This window comes from Comamonas fluminis (genome assembly GCF_019186805.1).
GTDB lineage: Bacteria > Pseudomonadota > Gammaproteobacteria > Burkholderiales > Burkholderiaceae_C > Comamonas > Comamonas fluminis.
The window spans coordinates 546,114-564,652 of sequence record NZ_CP066783.1 but is presented as its reverse complement, the minus strand read 5'-3'; the positions used below and the strand labels follow the sequence as shown (position 1 = coordinate 564,652).

The 18,539-nt window shown below is 58.4% G+C and carries 19 protein-coding genes; 5 read left to right on the top strand and 14 right to left on the bottom strand.

Features of this window, described 5'->3' with window-relative positions; all coding sequences use genetic code 11:
• Positions 1-13 precede the first annotated feature (13 nt).
• The 3 genes from JDW18_RS02950 to JDW18_RS02940 form a co-directional block, all read right to left on the bottom strand.
• Positions 14-151 carry a hypothetical protein gene (locus JDW18_RS02950; RefSeq protein WP_218242264.1) on the bottom strand — a complete coding sequence of 46 codons (138 nt, stop codon included), beginning with the start codon at positions 149-151 and terminating at the stop codon, positions 14-16.
• Positions 152-363: 212 nt separating this feature from the next.
• On the bottom strand, positions 364-1,380 hold the full coding sequence (locus tag JDW18_RS02945; RefSeq protein WP_218242263.1) for a porin: 1,017 nt from the start codon (positions 1,378-1,380) through the stop codon (positions 364-366).
• A 521-nt stretch (positions 1,381-1,901) separates the two neighbouring features.
• The gene (locus tag JDW18_RS02940) at positions 1,902-3,584 is read right to left on the bottom strand and encodes an MFS transporter (RefSeq protein WP_218242262.1); all 1,683 of its coding nucleotides are present in this window, start codon (positions 3,582-3,584) and stop codon (positions 1,902-1,904) included.
• On the opposite strand from JDW18_RS02940, the gene JDW18_RS02935 reads away from it, so the two are divergent.
• The 3 genes from JDW18_RS02935 (at position 3,508) to JDW18_RS02925 (ending at position 5,926) form a co-directional block, all read left to right on the top strand.
• Positions 3,508-3,750, top strand: a complete 243-nt coding sequence (locus JDW18_RS02935) for a hypothetical protein (RefSeq protein WP_218244034.1) — start codon at positions 3,508-3,510, stop codon at positions 3,748-3,750. The genes JDW18_RS02940 and JDW18_RS02935 overlap by 77 nt on opposite strands.
• Positions 3,751-3,878: 128 nt before the next feature.
• On the top strand, positions 3,879-4,187 hold the full coding sequence (locus tag JDW18_RS02930) for a DUF485 domain-containing protein (RefSeq protein ID WP_218242261.1): 309 nt from the start codon (positions 3,879-3,881) through the stop codon (positions 4,185-4,187).
• A complete protein-coding gene (locus JDW18_RS02925; protein ID WP_218242260.1) occupies positions 4,184-5,926 on the top strand; it encodes a cation acetate symporter in 1,743 nt (580 codons plus the stop codon). Before JDW18_RS02930 ends, JDW18_RS02925 begins: the two co-directional genes overlap by 4 nt.
• Positions 5,927-6,026: 100 nt before the next feature.
• Here JDW18_RS02925 and JDW18_RS02920 read toward each other — a convergent pair whose 3' ends face one another.
• A complete protein-coding gene (locus tag JDW18_RS02920) occupies positions 6,027-7,169 on the bottom strand; it encodes a cytochrome-c peroxidase (protein WP_246610242.1) in 1,143 nt (380 codons plus the stop codon).
• On the opposite strand from JDW18_RS02920, the gene JDW18_RS22520 reads away from it, so the two are divergent.
• Both JDW18_RS22520 and JDW18_RS02915 read left to right on the top strand, forming a co-directional pair.
• Complete coding sequence (locus JDW18_RS22520; protein ID WP_246610240.1) at positions 7,168-7,488, top strand: hypothetical protein; 321 nt, start codon at positions 7,168-7,170, stop codon at positions 7,486-7,488. The two genes, JDW18_RS02920 and JDW18_RS22520, sit on opposite strands and share 2 nt — an antisense overlap.
• Before the next feature lie 118 nt (positions 7,489-7,606).
• Entirely contained in the window at positions 7,607-9,070 is a 1,464-nt protein-coding gene (locus JDW18_RS02915) for an alkaline phosphatase family protein (RefSeq protein WP_218242258.1), read from the top strand.
• A 99-nt stretch (positions 9,071-9,169) separates the two neighbouring features.
• Here the strand turns inward: JDW18_RS02915 and JDW18_RS02910 are convergent, their stop codons facing one another.
• The 10 genes from JDW18_RS02910 to JDW18_RS02865 form a co-directional block, all read right to left on the bottom strand.
• Positions 9,170-9,811, bottom strand: a complete 642-nt coding sequence (locus JDW18_RS02910) for a 2-hydroxychromene-2-carboxylate isomerase (RefSeq protein WP_218242257.1) — start codon at positions 9,809-9,811, stop codon at positions 9,170-9,172.
• A 20-nt stretch (positions 9,812-9,831) separates the two neighbouring features.
• Positions 9,832-10,131 (bottom strand): DUF1289 domain-containing protein, encoded by a 300-nt coding sequence (locus JDW18_RS02905; RefSeq protein WP_218242256.1) that lies wholly within the window; start codon positions 10,129-10,131, stop codon positions 9,832-9,834.
• Positions 10,128-10,625 carry a YbaK/EbsC family protein gene (locus JDW18_RS02900; protein WP_218242255.1) on the bottom strand — a complete coding sequence of 166 codons (498 nt, stop codon included), beginning with the start codon at positions 10,623-10,625 and terminating at the stop codon, positions 10,128-10,130. The genes JDW18_RS02905 and JDW18_RS02900 overlap by 4 nt, the downstream gene beginning before the upstream one ends.
• Positions 10,626-10,665: 40 nt before the next feature.
• Positions 10,666-11,739 (bottom strand): hypothetical protein, encoded by a 1,074-nt coding sequence (locus JDW18_RS02895; protein WP_218242254.1) that lies wholly within the window; start codon positions 11,737-11,739, stop codon positions 10,666-10,668.
• Positions 11,736-12,308, bottom strand: coding sequence for a DUF2799 domain-containing protein (locus JDW18_RS02890; protein ID WP_218242253.1), 573 nt, complete (start codon positions 12,306-12,308; stop codon positions 11,736-11,738). The genes JDW18_RS02895 and JDW18_RS02890 overlap by 4 nt, the downstream gene beginning before the upstream one ends.
• A gap of 36 nt (positions 12,309-12,344) precedes the next feature.
• On the bottom strand, positions 12,345-13,253 hold the full coding sequence (locus JDW18_RS02885) for a hydroxymethylglutaryl-CoA lyase (protein WP_218242252.1): 909 nt from the start codon (positions 13,251-13,253) through the stop codon (positions 12,345-12,347).
• Between the two features lie 16 nt (positions 13,254-13,269).
• Complete coding sequence (locus tag JDW18_RS02880) at positions 13,270-14,193, bottom strand: 2-hydroxyacid dehydrogenase (RefSeq protein ID WP_218242251.1); 924 nt, start codon at positions 14,191-14,193, stop codon at positions 13,270-13,272.
• 61 nt (positions 14,194-14,254) lie between these two features.
• Positions 14,255-15,640 (bottom strand): ankyrin repeat domain-containing protein, encoded by a 1,386-nt coding sequence (locus JDW18_RS02875; protein WP_218242250.1) that lies wholly within the window; start codon positions 15,638-15,640, stop codon positions 14,255-14,257.
• 55 nt (positions 15,641-15,695) lie between these two features.
• A complete protein-coding gene (locus tag JDW18_RS02870; RefSeq protein ID WP_218242249.1) occupies positions 15,696-17,720 on the bottom strand; it encodes an acetyl/propionyl/methylcrotonyl-CoA carboxylase subunit alpha in 2,025 nt (674 codons plus the stop codon).
• A 58-nt stretch (positions 17,721-17,778) separates the two neighbouring features.
• A complete protein-coding gene (locus JDW18_RS02865; protein ID WP_218242248.1) occupies positions 17,779-18,531 on the bottom strand; it encodes a DUF4126 domain-containing protein in 753 nt (250 codons plus the stop codon).
• Positions 18,532-18,539: the final 8 nt, after the last annotated feature.

Here is an 18,539-nt window from a genome sequence, read left to right as displayed (position 1 = left end):
GATAAGGCGTTATTCATTTTGATTCTGCTGGCGCATGAATGGCATCCGCCCCATGCTTTTCTCCACTCATATCAACGCTGTCACCAGCCTTGAAGATCACAAACAGCGATATCGCCGCAAACACCACGAACCCGATCGCAATCTTCCACATAGACGTCTCCGAAGTTGTTGAATGAGTGCGCAAGAAACGCTCTCCCTCTCACGCCTGAACATTGAGCAATATGGAGTTTTCACATGGCTTACTACAGCAGCCAAAACACATACGAAAAAACCCCATGCCTTTCGACATGGGGTATGAACTTGGAGTAATGGTCTGCATTATCAGCTGCAGGTGCTGGAGACACCGCTTACGCGGTGCACAAATTAGAAGTTGTGGCGCACGCCCAGAGCGAAGGAGCTGAAGTCCTTGCCCTTGTCTGCAGCATTCAACCCATAGAAAGCATTGGTGCTGTTGTTAACACGAGTGTAGTAACCATACAGCTTCGTACGCTTGCTCAGATTGTAGTTGTAACCCAATGTGTATTGAGTTGCAGAAGAGTTGCTGATATTGCTCCAGCTATTTGCACGACCCACGTTCGCATGGAACTCAGACGCACCCATAGCGTACATAGCGGACAGGCGGAAGTTGTTGCGCGAACCCGCAAAAGTCTCATCATTGCGCTGGTAGTAAGCACCCAAGGTCACAGCACCAAAGGAGTACAGACCACGCAACGAAGCTTGCCAGTTGCTGTTCCAGTTACTGTATGCGGCACCCAGGTGCAGAGGGCCTGCGGCATAGTTGGCAGCCAGGTCATAGCCATTTTTGTTGGCAGTGCCTGCTGCCTTTTCGTGCAGAGATACAGAGCCTTCCGCCCAGAAGCCACTCATGGAAGGCGTGCGATAGGCAACCTTATTGGTAGTACCTACACCACCTGCACCACCTTGACCGCCTGCAGAAGCACCCATCCAGTTGGGATCTTGATACAGAGCGTCGCTGGAAGGTCCGGTGTCATGGTTATGCATGCTGACATAGTCGGCGGATGCGAAATACGACTCAGGGAAGAAGTTACCCAGACGAACCATACCGAAGTTGCCGGACAGGTTCAGTTCGCTTTGACGACCGAAAGTCATGCCGCCGGCTGCCGAGCCTGCACCGGTATCAGACTTAAAGCCGCTTTCCAAGATAAAGCCAGCCTTCAGGCCACCTCCCAGATCCTCTGTACCACGAATGCCCCAACGCGAATTGTTGTCTTGCATTACTGTGTTGCTCTGGTCACCAATTTTCTGGCGCTCAACAGTGGTATTGATACGGCCATACAGCGTCACGCTGCTCTGTGCCATTGCAGTGGTTGCGCCCATCACAGCCAGTGCGGCCAGTGCGATGCGAGTCATCTTGGTCATTCAATGCTCCTGAATCTTGAGATAGTGTTTTTGCACCGCATTGGCTTGTAGGCTTTTGGCCCTCTCGCGGCTAGGAGTGATTCTAGGCGGGAGGCTCTCAAAAGCTTGATTTGCCGCTTAAAAAAATGAAGCACTGATGCTTTGTTGCCACACTGCTGTAACTCATGATCGCTAGGGTCTGTTGAGATTTAGGCGAGGATCGCGTTGCAGCGACAGGAAGCTGGATGCTAGGCGCATGGCCGAAGCAATGCTCATGCCTTGCGAGGGCATGCAACAACGCAGACGGTCTCCTGTCGCGGCAACCCGAAGGGAAGGAATCTGGCCGCCCGCCACTCGTCGTTGCGCTTCTTGTGCGGGTGAGCACCCGCACGGCGTCACGCGCCTAGATTGGCAAGCGGCCAGAATCCTTCGCGACCTCGCTCAATTCTCAACAGACCCTAGATAAAGCAAAAAGCCCACAGGGCATTCACCTTGCGGGCTCTGGCTGCAGCGCTGCAACAAGTGCAGCGCCCATGCGTTCATCAGTCTTCTGCGTAGATATTGCGATCTTTGGTTTCGGACACGAACAGCGTCCCGATCACAGCCGTCACACCGGCAATGATGATGGGGTACCACAGGCCGTTATACATATTGCCGGTCTGCGCCACGATGGCGAAGGACATGGTGGGCAGCAGCCCACCAAACCAGCCATTGCCGATGTGATAGGGCAGGCTCATCGAGGTGTAGCGGATACGGGTGGGGAACAGCTCCACCAGCATGGCTGCAATCGGGCCATAGACCATGGTCACCAGCAGCACCAGATAGAACAGGATGGCAATCATCATGGGCTTGTTCATCTTGCTGGGGTCAGCCTTGTCAGGATAGCCATCCTTCTTCAGGGTTTCCGTCACAGCCTTGCTGAACTCCGCACCCTTGGCCTTCAGATCATCAGGACTCAGGCCTGCCAGGGAATAGCTGGGAATGGTGTCTGCGCCAATCTTGATAACAGCGGGTGTACCTGCAGGTGCTTCTTCGCTTTCATAGCTCACAGAGCGATTGGCCAGAGCTTGCTTGGCAACGTCGCATGAGCTGGTGAACTTGGCTGTACCTGTGGGGTTGAACTGGAACGAGCACTCCGCAGGGTCTGCCACGATGACCACCTTGTTCTTGGCTTGCGCAGCGGCCAGATCAGGATTGGCCGCTTCGGTCAGCGCCTTGAATGCGGGGAAATAAGTCAGCACCGCCAGAATGCAGCCCAGCATGATGATGGGCTTGCGGCCAATCTTGTCGGACAGCGTTCCGAAGATCACAAAGAAAGGCGTGCCCAGCAGCAGTGCGGCGGCAATCATCAGGTTGGCGGTCACCGCGTCAACCTTGAGTTGCTGCGTCAGGAAGAACAGCGAGTAGAACTGACCTGTGTACCAGACCACAGCCTGCCCTGCCGTCAGGCCCAGCAGGGCCAGAATCACGACTTTCAGGTTCTTCCACTGACCAAAGGATTCCTTCAGCGGCGCCTTGGAAACCTTGCCCTCGGCCTTCATTTTCTGGAACGCAGGCGACTCGGACAGCGTCATGCGAATCCATACCGAGATAGCCAGCAGCAGGATGGACACCAGGAATGGAATGCGCCAGCCCCAGTCCACAAATGCTTCCTCGCCCACCGAGGTGCGCACACCCAGAATCACCAGCAGAGACAGGAACAGGCCCAGTGTCGCAGTCGTCTGAATCCAGGATGTATAGGCACCACGCTTGCCATCAGGCGCATGCTCAGCCACATAGGTGGCAGCGCCGCCATACTCACCGCCCAGCGCCAGACCTTGCAGCATGCGCAAGGCAATCAGAATGATGGGAGCTGCCACGCCAATGCTGGCATAGGTTGGCAAGATGCCCACGATGAAGGTGGACAGGCCCATGATCAGAATCGTCACCAGAAAGGTGTACTTGCGCCCGATCATGTCACCCAAACGGCCGAACACCAGCGCCCCGAACGGCCGCACGATGAAACCAGCCGCAAAAGCCAGCAGCGCAAAGATGAAGGCTGACCCCGCATCCAGCCCACTGAAGAATTGCTTGGCGATGATGGCCGCCAGCGAGCCGTATAGATAGAAGTCGTACCACTCGAACACCGTGCCAAGTGATGACGCAAAAATGACTTTGCGCTCTTCTGAACTCATCGGCCGTGAAGCCGATTTACCTCCCGCATTTGCTGTCGCATTGATGGCCATGTTTGTCTCCTTAATATTGATTTCAGGCGCCGCCAACCCGCCTGTTTTTCCAATATCAAAGTGGCAACTGACCGCTAACTTACAAAAATTTGCTTTGTCAAAAATTGGGACAAGGCTTTTCCCGACCCTTTCAGGATTAACCCGAACCCACTTTTTTTCGATATGAAAAACCCAGTGAAAACACCCATATCGTAAGTAAGGAGGCGGTCAGATGGGGTTCACAGAATGGCTCGACCTGCACAGCAATTCATATCGATAAAAGCGAGCAGGCATGCCTTCCAAGGAGACAACACTGTGAATGATCCGGTGATAGAAAAAATTCAGCGCAACCCTGCCTACCTGCAGCTGCGCAGCAAGCGAAATCGACTGGGCGGTGTGCTGACGCTGCTGATGCTCATCGTTTACTACGGCTATGTGGCCCTGATTGCCTTTGACAAGGAATTCCTGGCCCAGCCCCTTGGCTCTGGCGTCACCACATTGGGCATTCCCATCGCCCTGTTTGTGATCGTGTTCACCGTGGTCATCACCCTGTTCTACATCCGTCGTGCCAATAACGAGTTCGACCAGATGACCCAGCAGATTCTGAAAGACGCCCAGAAATGAAGAGCTCCCTGCAACGCGCGCTGGCTCCAGCGCTGGCTACCTCTGTCCTGCTCTCGGCTGCTGGTTCTGCCCTGGCCGCCGGTGGCGACATCGGCAATGTCGCCAAACAGGCCACCAACTGGACGGCGATCATCATGTTCACCGTCTTCGTGCTGGCCACTTTGTGGATCACCAAATGGGCTGCTGGACGCACCAAATCCGCTGCGGATTTCTATACCGCAGGCGGCGGCATCACCGGCTTTCAGAATGGCCTGGCCATTGCCGGTGACTACATGTCTGCCGCATCGTTCCTGGGCATTTCCGCTCAGGTGATGATGAGCGGCTATGACGGCCTGATCTACTCCATCGGCTTTCTGGTCGGCTGGCCCATCCTGACTTTCCTGCTGGCCGAGCGCCTGCGCAACCTGGGCAAGTTCACCTTTGCCGACGTGGCCGGCTACCGCTTTGCCCAAGGCCCGTTCCGCATGTTTGCCGCCAGCGGCACGCTGGTGGTGGTGGCCTTCTACCTGATCGCCCAGATGGTGGGTGCAGGCCAACTGATCAAGCTGCTGTTCGGCCTGGACTACTGGATTGCCGTGGTGCTGGTGGGCGTGCTGATGATGGTCTATGTGCTGTTCGGCGGCATGACCGCCACCACCTGGGTGCAGATCATCAAGGCCTGCATGCTGCTGGCCGGCGTGACCTTCATGGGCTTCATGATCATGTCTCACTACGGTTTCAGCTTTGAAAAGCTGTTCGCCGACGGTGTGCGCGTCAAGACCGAAATTGCAGCTGCCAGCGGCAAAGAGCCTGATGTGGCGGCCAAATTAGGCTTATCCATCATGGGCCCAGGCGGCTTCATCAAGGACCCCATCTCCGCCATCAGCTTCGGCATGGCACTGATGTTCGGTACGCTGGGCCTGCCCCACATCCTGATGCGCTTCTTCACGGTGCCTGACGCCAAGGAAGCCCGCAAGTCCGTGGGCTGGGCCACGGTGTGGATCGGCTACTTCTACATCCTGATCTTCATCATCGGCTTTGGCGCCATCACCATGGTGCTCACCAACCCCGAAATGTCTGACACCGTCAAGGGCGTCATCAAGGGCGGCGCAGGTACAGCCAATATGGCTGCCGTGCTGGTGGCCAAGAGCGTGGGCGGCGATGTGTTCTATGGCTTTATCTCTGCCGTGGCCTTCGCCACCATTCTGGCCGTGGTGGCCGGTCTGACCCTGTCGGGCGCCTCTGCCGTGTCGCACGACCTGTACGCTACCGTGTTCAAGAACGGCAAGGCCGACAGCGCTTCGGAGCTGAAGGTTTCGCGTCTGACCACGCTGACCCTGGGCGTCATCGCCGTGCTGCTGGGCATTGTGTTCGAGAAGCAAAACGTCGCCTTCATGGTGGCACTGGCCTTCGCCATCGCCGCATCGGCCAACTTCCCTGTGCTGCTGCTGTCGGTGCTGTGGAAGGGTTGCACGACCAAGGGCTCCGTCATTGGCGGCTTCATGGGCCTGATCTCCTCCGTGGGTCTGACCATCGTCTCGCCATCCGTCTGGGAAGCCACCCTGGGCAACCCTGCTGGCTCGGCCTGGTTCCCCTACACCTCACCCGCTCTGTTCTCTATGACCATCGGTTTCGTGGGCGTGTGGCTGTTCTCGGTGCTCGACAAGAGCGGCCAGGCAGAAAAGGAAAAAGCAGCCTTCGCAGCGCAGCAAGTCCGCTCCGAAACGGGCCTGGGTGCATCGGGTGCTTCGGGTCACTGATAGCCCGCCAATCGCCAACGACTCACCTGTAGCCTTCACTGCAGGCTCACACCAAAAAGGAGCGCTCAATGCGCTCCTTTTTGGTATTTCTTCCGCTCAATCAGCTCACGCACTTTCCTGAGCTTGCATCCTTGCCAGCAGGCTTTACAAACCCATCCGTCAAGGTATTGAGAAAGCAGATCAGGTCTGCAATGTCCTGCTCACTCATGGCAGGAGCAGATGCTGGTGCCCGTCCATCCAGGGGCATCTGCGGATCAATGTTTTCTCGATAACGCTCGGGCAGATCGTTGAACTTCTGGACCTTGCCGCCGTCGTACTGCGTAGCGACCAACCCATACGAAGGGAAGCTGGCAGACGGTGTGGAACGAGGAACACCACCCTTCGTCGGATACCAGATTTCCGGATGCGTATCGCGTGTGTTGTAGAAGCGAATCGCCTGCTCCAGAGAGGTGATGACGCCGTTATGAAAGAACACGCTGCGCGTAGCCACATTTCGCAATGTTGGCGTCTTGAACATGCCGCACAACTCGTCCGATGAATCAGGAACAGCCCCTGTAAACCCCTTGCGCAGCGGCCCGCACAGCCCCAGGTCATAGAATTTTTCACTGCCATTGGCCGGAATCGCCGGATTGCGCGGCACGCCAATGGAGGCATACATCTGGTCTGTGAACTGATTGAGATCCGGGATATGGCAGGCCGCGCAATTGCCACGCCTTGGGTCATAAAAAACAGCCTTGCCTCTTTGCTCTGGCACGCTCAGAACGCCTTCACCACGCATCACATAAGCGTCAAATTTGCTGGAGTAAGGGCGAAAGTCCGGGTCCTCTTTCTGAAAAGCTTCCAGCGACTGGGTGATAAAGACAAAGGCTTTGTCAGCATCGGCAAACGCCTGGCCTCCAAATGCCTCCAGAAACATGGGCGCATAGCTTGCCTGGCGCACCTTATCCACCACCTCCTGCGCAGAGCGGTTGCCCATCTCAAAATCACTGAGCAAAGGCTGCGCCGCCTGCTCTGCCAGGGTATTGGAACGGCCATCCCAGTTAAAGCCTCCGCCAGGCCCCGGCGGCTCTGCGCCATCTGGGTCAAACAAAGCATCAGAGTACGCAGGCGTTACCAGCTTGTAGCGCAGCGAAGGCACCGCCCTCAAACCCGGTTTGTCGAGCGCAGATCCGCCCATTTGCACCGCCAGCGCATTGGGCGGCCCATAGGCATATGCGGGGTCATGACAAGTGGCACAAGACATGGCACCCGATGCTGATAGTGACTTGTCGAAAAACAGCTTTTTTCCCAGCTCCGCAGTAGGGCTCATAGCAGCCGTGGCTTGCGGCTTCACTGCAGCCTTTTCTGAATTGTCTCCACCCTCGCTGCAAGCGCCCAGCAGCACACCAGCGGCAATTGCAGTCAACAGAAATGCGGGGGATGCAAGCGAAGAAAGACTTTTCATTCGAACAAAGGAAAAAGCGCAAAGGCCGATACAGCAGGGCCATATGCGCAGCAGTCGCAGGAGATCTGAAGACCTGCATTTTTGTCATGGACATGACATGCGTATGACAGATGCATGAACCAGGGCACTCGTCACAGCTTCGTCATATCCACACCGTAGAGTTCGCCGCTATTGACTCCCACGACGCCATAAAAATGCCTGATCAAAAATCCCCGAACGCTCACGAAAACGCTTCTTTGAGCACAGATATCTCGCGCCGCAAGATTCTGCGAGGTGCCGTTGCTGCCGGTTTGACAGGCGGCTTTGGCGCCACATTGCTCACCGCTTGCGGCGGCGGAAATGACAGCACGGAAAGCGACAACAAAGACAAGGTCACGGCGCGCTGGGCGCCCAAAAAGACGGTGGTGGTGATACTGGAGAACAAGTCTTTCTCGCAGTTGATAGACAACCAGGAAATGCCGTACCTCAACCAGCTGGCATCTGCCAGCGCGCTGCTAACGGCCTCCTATGCAGCCCCCACGCCGTATGGCCGAATCCCTGTGGGCGGGGCCGTGATTGCCTCAGACCCCAAAAGCCCAGGCACTAGCACCTGGAGCATGGGCCCTCAGTTCGTGCACCCCGTACCTGCACGCGGTAGCCAGACCAATTACTTCTACCAGTTTGCGGGGCACAACCAGGGCTTTCTGCCAGACTGGTTCGAGTCCCCCGGCTCGGGCCGTAAAACAAGCCCTGCCGCCGTGGCTGCCTATGCCGACCAATATGGCAACACGCTTGTTGATGCCAGCGGAAAACCTGCACCCAATTTTTCAGCAGAAGTGGGTCTATCGAACGAATTGGTCACCAGCTTTCCCAATGTGTCGCTGCCTTTTACGACCCCCAATCTGGGCTCGGCCATCATTGACAAAGGCTTCACCTTCGCGACTTTCTCTTCGTCGCTGCCCTACCCCTCGTACAACGAAAAAGCGTTCAACCCCGCTGGCGTTGCCGATGGCTATGCACGCCGCCACAACCCGGCCATCAACTGGATCAACTTCCCTGCCTACGGAAAGACGGTTCCCAGCGATAAGTTGCGCTTTACGCTGCCCGTGAGCACCAACCTGGCCATGACCAACACGGTCGATGCAGATGGCAGCAAGTACCCTGGATTTGCGGTGGACAAAGAGGGTAAAGCCGCATCCTTCGATGCGCTTCCAACGGTCTCCCTGGTCGTGCCCAACAATATGGAAAACATCCATACCGGCACCTTCAAGGCGGCCGACGACTGGCTGCAGACACACATCAAGCCTTATGCCGACTGGGCCAAGGCCAACGACGCATTGCTCATCATCACCACCGATGAAGACGGCTTCACAGATTCCAGCAACGGCGTAGCCAACGTCGGCATGGACACCTATTTCGGCGGCAAGACCAGTTATATGTATGGTCACGACCCGATCACCACACTGTTTTACGGCCCCGCCAATCGCGTCAAGACCGGCAAATTTGCAACCCGCGTTGACCACCTTCACGTTCTGGCCACTGTCCTCGACATGTACGGCGCGCTCGACAAATTCAAGGTGGATTTCAAAGCAGCATGGAGCGCGGATACCCACCCCATCAACGCAAAATGGGCGGGCGGCAAGGACAAAGTGCGCCAGGAAGAACTAGCCGCTCAACTGATCAGCCTGGGCCAGCCCATCACGGAAGTCTTTGTTTCCTGAAACCCATTGCGCCCTCAAAAAAAAGGAGCCGATAAAGCTCCTTTTTTATGAACAGCGACATCAACCCAAGTCGCCGTTTCTGCTGATTCTGGTCATGCATCAGCTCTTCTTCAGTCCTGACTCCACCTGCGCCGCAGCTTCCCATTGCGGCTCAAACCATGCGTCACCCTGCAAGTAGCTGCGCAGCATGGGCAGCGCATCCTGGCCCCAGAACACCTTGCCATCGACCTCCCAGGCGGGCACGCCAAAAACGCCGACCTGCTTGGCCTGATCGGTATTGCTGCGCAGCCATTGCTTGACGTCCTCGCCTGCTTCTTCCGCATGCTTCTGTTCCAGTAGCAGCTCACGCAGTACCTGCAAGCGCTCTGGCGCATTTGCATCCAAACCTCCCACCCAGGCATGCTGCATCACCGCCTGTGCCACAAAGCGGTTGATGCTGCCGTTACGCCCATGGGCCAGCGCCAGCCGCAGCAAAGGCAAAGGGTTGAAAGGATGCTGTGCAGGCATCTGCAATGGAATCCCCAGCGACTGCCCCAGCCAGCTGACATGCCGATACGTCCAGGTGCGCTTGGCGGGAATGCCAGCCGGCCCGGGGTTCGCATCGCCCTGCAGCAAGGCCCCCAGCAACACAGGTCGGTATTCAATATGGTGGCTGATGCCCTGCAAGGCCTGCGGTATCTGCTCCAGCGCCAGCCAGGCGTAGGGGGAAACAAAATCCAGATAGAAAGTGATGTGCTTCATGTCCTGCCTGCCTTTGTCGCTCACAAATCCGCAACTCTTGGGTCCTGCAATCCAGCGCGCTGCAGCAGCTGCGTCCAGATCTGCTGACGCTGCTCGCTGTCCGCCTTGGACCATGCACGAATCTCATCAATGGTTCTGAAGCAGCCCTTGCAGTGGCTGCGGTCTTCCGTCATGCGGCAGACATTGATGCAGGGCGATGCCACGGGCTGATCGGCCTCAGCCCAGGCCAGTGCCACTTCGGCCCTGGTGGCCAGTTGCACCAGCTGCTGCTGTTGCGCCTGCTGCTCTTGCAGCGTTTGCTCGTTCAGAATTTCACTCATGTCTGCTCCACCACATCGGACCATGGGGCGCCGGTCAGCGCCTGCAACTGGGTAGGCGTTGCGGGAAACACGCCATACGGGTGGCCTGCCGCTGCCCACACCACATCAAAGCGCAGCAGTTCCTGATCGATCAGCGTCACCACCTTGCTGGCATGCGCCACAGGGCTGACTCCGCCAATCGAAAAGCCTGTACTGGCTTTGACAAAGTCCGCATCTGCACGGCCAATCTTGCCCACCAGCTCTGCCACTTTTTTTTCATCCACGCGCTTGTCGCCTGATGTCACCACCAGCACGGCAGCGCCATCCAACCTGCGCTTGAAAATGATGCTCTTGGCAACCTGGCCGACCAGAATGCTGAGCTGATCTGCCGCTTCCTGCGCTGTGCGGGCAGCACCGTCCAGCATCTGCGGCGCAAGGGGATGGCCAGCATCCTGCAAAAAGCGGCTGACGCGCTGCACCCCTTCCGGCAGCGCGTGAAGTTCTGATCCACACATACAAACTCTCGAAGAAAGAGCGCCCACCGCGCCCTGCGCATCAAGTGTACTGAGTGATGTAGGCGCTGTGAGCACAAGGAGCGCAGGCAAAGCCGTAAAGCATGCCGCCGCTGCCCCAGTAATGGGCGACTGCGCCATCGGCCTGCGGAATCTGAGAATCCAGCTGCAGCACAAAACGCATGCTCTGGCCGCAGCAGGTACACACTGGCACCCATGGTGATTGAATCCATGCAGGCGTACCACCCACGCGATACAGATTCTCACGGCCGTTGGACTGCCCCCAGTCCTGACGCTGCCAGCGTGCGGGCGTTGCAGACAGTGCAGCTTCGGTAGCACGCAAAGGGCCGCACTCCATGTCTGGCTCCTGCAACTGCCCATCCTGCGCCGCATTCAGGCAATGCGCCACACCTTCTGAGTCATGGCGGTAATGCAGCTCGCCCACGCCGCTTTCCATGCAGGACAGGCACAGCTGCAGATGCACGGTTTTGCCTGCTGGCTGATCGCAGCCAAACACCTGGCTTGCAGGCAGGCTGATCAGGTGTTGCAACTGCCTGCCACAATGCTGGCAGTGGCCCTCACCCGGGCCTCCAAAGCAATAGCTCTCAGGGCCGGGCTGCAGATTCCAGCTGGGGTGCCAGTGCCGGGGAATCCATGCAATTTCACGCTGCAGATAGCGCGGCGGAAATATCAAATGCATAGCAGCTTGCGCTGTCTGCTCCTGCATTTCAGTCTCAAACAGCTCTACATCGAAGTCCAGGTCTACGAGCTGAGCTATCAAAGGTTTGATGAGTTCAGGCTGTTGATAACTGGCTGCCTCCAGCACCGTGCGCTCTGCCTCGCTCATGCTGGCGCGCGCCTGTGCGCTGCGCAGCGCTGCATCCACCAGCGCAGGCCAGTCTTCATCGGCCAGCCAGGACAGGGTATCGTGCAGCGTCACATGCCAGCGCGTATTGGCGGCAAGCAGCCCTTGCGCCAGTTGATTGACTTCTGCGGCAGGTGCCTGCTGCAGCCAGGGCATGAGTGCGCGAGAAACCGACTCCAGCTGCATGGCCTTGACGGACTCATCCACATCAAGCGCTGCAATGAAATCCGCCGCCGTCTGCATGTGGCTCATGGCTGAGGCATCTGCGCGAATTTGAAGCGCAGCTGCAGCATTTCGATATTCAGATCACGCAAGTCCTTTTCCACATAGGCGATGTGACTGGCGCTGTTCTTGGCGCTGCGGGCTTCACGCAGCTCTTTTTTCTTCATGTCGATGCGACGCTCCAGCTGCTGCATCTCTTCCTGCACCTCACGGCGATCGCGCACCGGGCCATAGCCTTGCATAAAGGCGGGCTCCAGCTGTGCAGGGCAATATCCGTACTGGTATTTACGACCTGCTTCACCAAAGGCTTTGCCGCTCTCTGCCGTGCAGAAATCCCTCAGGCCACGCATCCAGCCCTGCTGGTAGGCGCGCGCATCCATCTGCACACCGTTGTCCTTACAGGTTCTGAAATGGCGCTTGCCCCGTGTGTTGATGTCGAGCTTGCCATCCATGGCATCCAGCTGGCCCAGATAGGCCCAGTCGGTGTCTTTGCACTCCTGGGCATCCATGCCAGCGCAGGCAGAAAGCAGAAGGCCCAGGGACAGAGTCAGCGAGGCAAAGCCCAGACGTTTCAGGGCATGACGAGATTGATTTGGCATGCCCAATATCCTAGCGCCGCCCAATGCCCCCATGCGTCAGCCAGCACGCTTGGTCAGCAAAGCCTTGGCCACACGCGACTGCGTAGGACGCCCCAGAAACTCGCTGATGAACTGACCTGCATCGATGAGCTTGTCCAGATCAATGCCGGTCTCAATGCCCATGCCGTGAAGCAGATAAACCACGTCTTCGGTCGCCACATTGCCCGTTGCGCCCTTGGCATACGGGCAGCCGCCCAGACCGGCCACTGACGACTGGAAATTCCACACGCCCACCTCCAGCGCCGCCAGCGTGTTGCTCAAGGCCTGACCATAGGTGTCGTGAAAATGGCCAGACACTTGGTCGATATCAAAGTGCGCCAGCGTGGCCTCCAGCGCTTTTTGCACCTTGATGGGCGTTCCCACGCCAATGGTGTCGGCAACGTCCACGCGTTGCACGCCGATGTTCTTCATCAGGCCCGCCAAATAGCTCACCTTCTCGGGGGCGATCTCGCCCTCATACGGACAACCCACCGTGCAGCTCATGGCACCGCGCACGGCAATGCCAGCATCCAGCGCAGCCTGCACCACGGGCGCAAAACGCTCAATGCTTTCAGCAATCGAGCAGTTGATGTTCTTCTGACTAAAGGCCTCGCTGGCCGCGCCAAACACCACAATCTCATCGGGATTGGATGCCACAGCCGCCTCAAAGCCTTTGAGGTTGGGCGTCAGCACCGAATAAAGTACCCCGCTCTTGCGCGTGATGCCTGCCATCACCTCGACGTTGTCACCCATCTGCGGCACCCACTTGGGCGACACATAGCTGGTGACTTCAATCTCCTTGAGGCCCGCGTCCTGCAGGCGCTGCACCAGCTCAATCTTGATGTCAGCGGGCACCGGCTGCTTTTCGTTCTGCAGGCCGTCGCGCGGGCCTACGTCGATGAGTTTCACGCGTGCGGGGTACTTCATTTCTATCTCCTTGGAATCAATAGCCTTTTCTCAGATCAACGCGACCTGAGACGGACTCTCCTCGGCTCATGGCGGCGACCTTGCCAACGATCTGAGCAATGCTGTCTGCCGCCAGCGTGCGGGCCGAAGTATGGGGGGTAAGTATGATTTTTGGCTGCTTCCAGAAGGGGTGTGACTCTGGTAGAGGCTCCTCACGAAACACGTCCAGCATGGCGCCGCTGACATGACCGGAATCGATCTGCGCAATTAGGTCCGTATCCACCAGATGACCGCCACGCCCCACGTTGATGACATAAGCACCGGGCTGCAGCAGCGCCAGCGTGCGGGCGTTGATGATATTTTCTGTCTCGGCATGCAGCGGCAGCAGATTGACCAGAATACGGCTCTGGCGCAGGAAGTCGTCCAGCTGCGCCATGCCGCCAAAGCACTGCACACCATCCATGTCGCGCAGCGAGCGGCTCCAGCCATTGACCTTGAAATCAAACACCGTCAGCGCCTTGGCCACGCGCTCGCCCATCTTGCCCAGGCCCATCACACCCACGGGATAGTCTGCACGCTTGGGATTGCGCTGGTGCTGCCACACACCCTCCGCCATGTCGGCTTCGTACTGGTCCAGCCCACGGAAGAAGCGAATCACCGCCTGCGCCACATATTCGGCCATCTGCACTGCCATGCCCGCGTCTTCCAGGCGGTAGACGGGCAGCTCCGCAGGAATCGTCAGCGGCAGCAGTGCATCTACCCCCGCGCCGATGTTGAACATGGCTTTCAGGCCCGTAGCCTGCTCGTCGATGAACTGCTGGGGAGGCGCCCAGACCAAGGCGTAATCAGCCTGCGCCACACCCGGCTCCCAGATAGCGATCTCGGCACCGGGCAGAGCCTCATTCAAACCTTTGAGCCAGGGTTCTGGCCGCGTATCTTCACAGCAAAAAGCGATTTTCATAGGTGTGAAGCCTAACGGTTTGAAGGACTCACTGCGGTCATTTGTTATTAACTCTTTGCGATCAAGCCAGACGTAAAACACGCTTCCAAGCAGCATGATCGCTCTTGTTTTGCAATGTCTGGGTTTGCCAGAGACTCTGCGCCGAATACTGAGCCCCATAGTGGCTACGCTGAGCAGGGTCTGCCCCTGCAGCCACCAGCAGTTGCGCAATACCCAAAGACTGATTGGCAACGGCCAGCATCAGGGCCGAGCTACCGCTGCTGACGACCGCCACTGGCTTGTCTGCACAAGGCGGTGGCAACACATACTGCTGAACTGCACGCCCCGACGATGACATGGCGGGCACGAAAGACACCGAGCGAATCGCCGCAGGCGCCTGAAAGTTCACATCAATGCCCAAAGAAAGCAAGGCACGTACCGCCTCTTCATTGTGCATTTCAACGGCCTGCATCAAGGGTGTCAGTCGGCCACAAGCACTATTCTGGGATTGCTCGTAAGTCTGGCGCGCTTGTGTTTTTTCCCCACGCAAAATCAAGCCGTAAAGCCGTGCCGCGTCGAGTTCACTTGCCTCAGGCAAAGGCCATTTGTCACCATGGTGTGCTTGCTCCAACATGGCCGCAGTCTGCAACCACCCGCCACTCAACGCGCGGGACCAGCCGTTCGCAGTCGGCTCCAACCCTTGAGCCAGCAACAGTGAAACGATATCCGCTCTACCAGCGCCTGCCGCAATATCCAGCGCACTATTGCCATCTACATCCACAGCACGCACCCCAGCCGGAGCCATGTTCTGCAGCAGCAAACGCACGGCGGCGATCTGACCCAACGCCGCAAGATGCAAGGCTGTGCGACCCGATGCATCGACTGCATTGGGGTTGGCTCCCGCTTTGAGCAATAGCCGCAGGCGCTCCACGTCTCCTGCATGCTCCAGCAACGGTGGCCGTTCGGTTCGGATATTTGGATCGGCTCCGCCCTTGAGCAGCATGCTCAGGATTACGGTGCTCGGTGCAAAATACAGAGGCACAAAGCCGTTGCCATCTGGCACATTGGGATCCGCCCCGGCCTTGAGCAACAGCGTCACGGTACGCGGGAAGTCGATGCGGTAATGATCGCTGATGCCCTCACTTCCCGAGAAGCGAACCGCCCGGAACAAGGCCGTTTCCTGGCTGCGCGATTCACGCAGGTTCACCTTGGCGCCCTGCTTGAGCAAAAAATCCACCATCTCGGCATTGCCACTTGCAGCAGCAACGATCAAAGGCGTTCGCCCTTCATCAAAGCCATAGCTCTGACCGCTGTTGACATCCATGCCGCGAGCCAGCCACGAGCGAACCTTTGCAGTATCGCCACGCTCAACGGCGCGGAAGAAGTCAATCTGCACATCGACCGGCTGGCTACTGTGCTTTGCAACCTCAGGCATGGCACCCGCACAGGCAGGTTGAATCCAGGCCATGGCCGCAAACCATAGCCCCGCGACCCAACCCGAACAAGGGCGCCATTGCATTCCGTCAGGCGACGCTCAAACGCAGCAGCTCTGCGCCATCCATGACCTGATCGCCGGGGGCAAACAACAGCTCAACCACGGTCCCGTCAGCAGGTGCTGCAATGGTGTGTTCCATCTTCATCGCTTCCATCACCGCCAGCGGCTGGCCCTTGCTGACCTTGTCGCCCGCCTTGACTGCAAACGACACCACCTTGCCGGGCATGGGTGCTGTCAGGCGGCCGCCTTCATTGCCACCGCCTGCGGCGTGGGCCAGTTGATCCACCACGGTGATCTGGCTGCTGCCAGCATCGGTAAAGATGGACAGCACATCGCCCTGTGCATGCACCACGGCCACAGTGCGCTGGCCACCCAGATTCAGCTCCAGCCGACCGTCGGGCAGCGCACGCCATTGCAGCGTGGCATCGGTACGGGTTTCACCTTCGCCCACGCCCAGCTGGTGCAGCTGGGCATCACGCCCATAGGCCAGACCGGCGTTGAACACCTCGCCACGGTAGTCAAAAGAAAACGGGCGCTCATAGCGGCCCGACATGCGCCAGCCATCACGGCGGCTGAAGGGGTCTGCGCCTTGCGCGGCCTGCTCCTGCTGCAGCTGATGGGCAATGGCCGCTGCTGCAGCCAGATCACGGCCCACAAAGTCTTTGCCAAACAGGGCATCGCGCTCACGCTCGATCAGCGCGGTATCCAGCAAGGCATTGCTGAAAGCCTGGCTCTTCACCACCTGACGCAGAAACTGCACATTGGTGGTCAGGCCCACGATATGGGTCTTGGCCAGCGCCGCATCCAGCCGTGCCAGCGCCTGCGCACGGTCGTCACCGCGCACGATGAGCTTGGCGATCATGCTGTCGTAGAAAGGGCTGATGGCATCGCCTTCGCGCACGCCATCGTCCACACGCACATTGGCAATCTCGAAGCTGCTGCATTCAGGCTTGCGATAAACGGCCAGATGGCCGGTGGCGGGCAGGAAGTTGTTTTCAGGGTTCTCTGCGCAGATACGCGCTTCAATGGCGTGGCCAATGATCTTCAGATCGCCCTGCTGCTTGGGCAAAGGCTTGCCGCTGGCCACCAGCAGTTGCCACTGCACCAGGTCTTCGCCGGTGATGGCTTCGGTGACGGGGTGCTCCACCTGCAGGCGGGTGTTCATTTCCATGAAGTAGAACTTCATGGCGTCGGGCTGGTCGTAGCCACCGGGCTGCTCGACGATGAATTCCACCGTGCCTGCGCCCACGTAGTTCACGGCTTTTGCTGCAGCTACGGCGGCCTCGCCCATTTGCTTGCGCAGGGCTTCGGTCATGCCGGGGGCAGGAGCCTCTTCCAGCACCTTCTGGTGGCGGCGCTGCACTGAGCAATCGCGCTCGAACAGGTACACGCAGTTGCCATGTGTGTCGCCAAACACCTGAATTTCGATATGGCGGGGGCGCAGCACGTATTTTTCGATTAGCACGGCATCGTTGCCAAAGCTGTTGATGGCTTCGCGCTTGCAGCTCTCCAGCGATGCGGCGAAATCTTCGGTCTTTTCCACCAGACGCATGCCCTTGCCGCCGCCGCCCGCGCTGGCTTTGATAAGCACGGGGTAGCCAATGCGGTCAGCCTCTTTGTGCAGCATGGCAGGGTCCTGGCCCGCACCGTGGTAGCCGGGCACCAGGGGCACGCCCGCCTTTTCCATCAACTGCTTGGATTCGGCCTTCAAGCCCATGGCGCGAATGGCGCTGGCGGGGGGGCCGATAAAGACCAATCCCGCGGACTTGCAAGCATTGGCGAAGTCTTCGTTCTCGCTCAAGAAACCGTAGCCGGGGTGAATGGCTTCGGCGCCCGTGGCCTTGGCGGCTTCCAGAATACGCTCCCAGCGCAGATAGCTGTCTTTGGGGGCGCTGCCGCCAATGTGCACGGCTTCGTCGCAGGCCGCCACATGTTTGGCCTGCGCATCAGCGTCGGAATAGACGGCGACGGTTTGCACACCCATGCGACGGGCAGTGGCCGCAACCCGGCAGGCGATTTCACCACGATTGGCAATCAGAATTTTTTTAAACATATCGTCTCCGGTTTCCATTCAAATCACCGCCTAGCGCATATCCTTCAAGCGCAAGCAGCTATGTTTTTTGCAATGCCTCCTGCGTGCTTGCATCGCCACGCAGGCGCCTGAAAATCGCCTTCAGAAAGCGCCACAGCGCCCATATCACCAGCCACATCACAATCACCACAACCAACAGCACGCCGCCAAACACCAGCGGGTTGGTCAGCGCCAGCCAGATGGCGCCGACGGAGGCCGTGTCTTCTGCCAGGCTTGCGCCCACGTTCGAGAACGGCTCGGGCGAGGTGTTGATCAGCGCACGCGTCGTCGTCTTGGCCGCCTGGCTGGTGGCCGCCAGCGTGCCGCCCATCAGCGCGGCTGCCGTGGCCATGGTGGCGTTGTCGGCCCCAAACACCATGGCAGCCAGCGCGGCACCTGCTGGAATGCGCAGCACGCTCTGAAACATGTCCCAGGCCGAATCGACCAGCGGAATCTTGTCTGCGAAAAACTCCACAAACAGCAGCCCGCCGCTGATGACCAGCACCATGGGGTGGCTGAGCACGCCCAGCCCGCCCGGCAACGGCATCAAGCCCGTAGCGCCCAGCAAGCCCACGACAAACACCACTGCGTAAAGGCGAAAGCCACTGGCCCAGCCCAGCGCGGCAGCCAGCGCCAGCATGGATCCCATGTCCATCTGGCCCACGGCATTGCCTGCCTTGGCCGCCACATCGCCAATCTGGTCTGCCGCGTGCCCCACGGCTTCAGCCGTGCCGGGGTCCACATGCAGGCCAGCGCGATGCAGCCAGTCGATGATGGTTTGCCAGATATCCATGGTGTGTT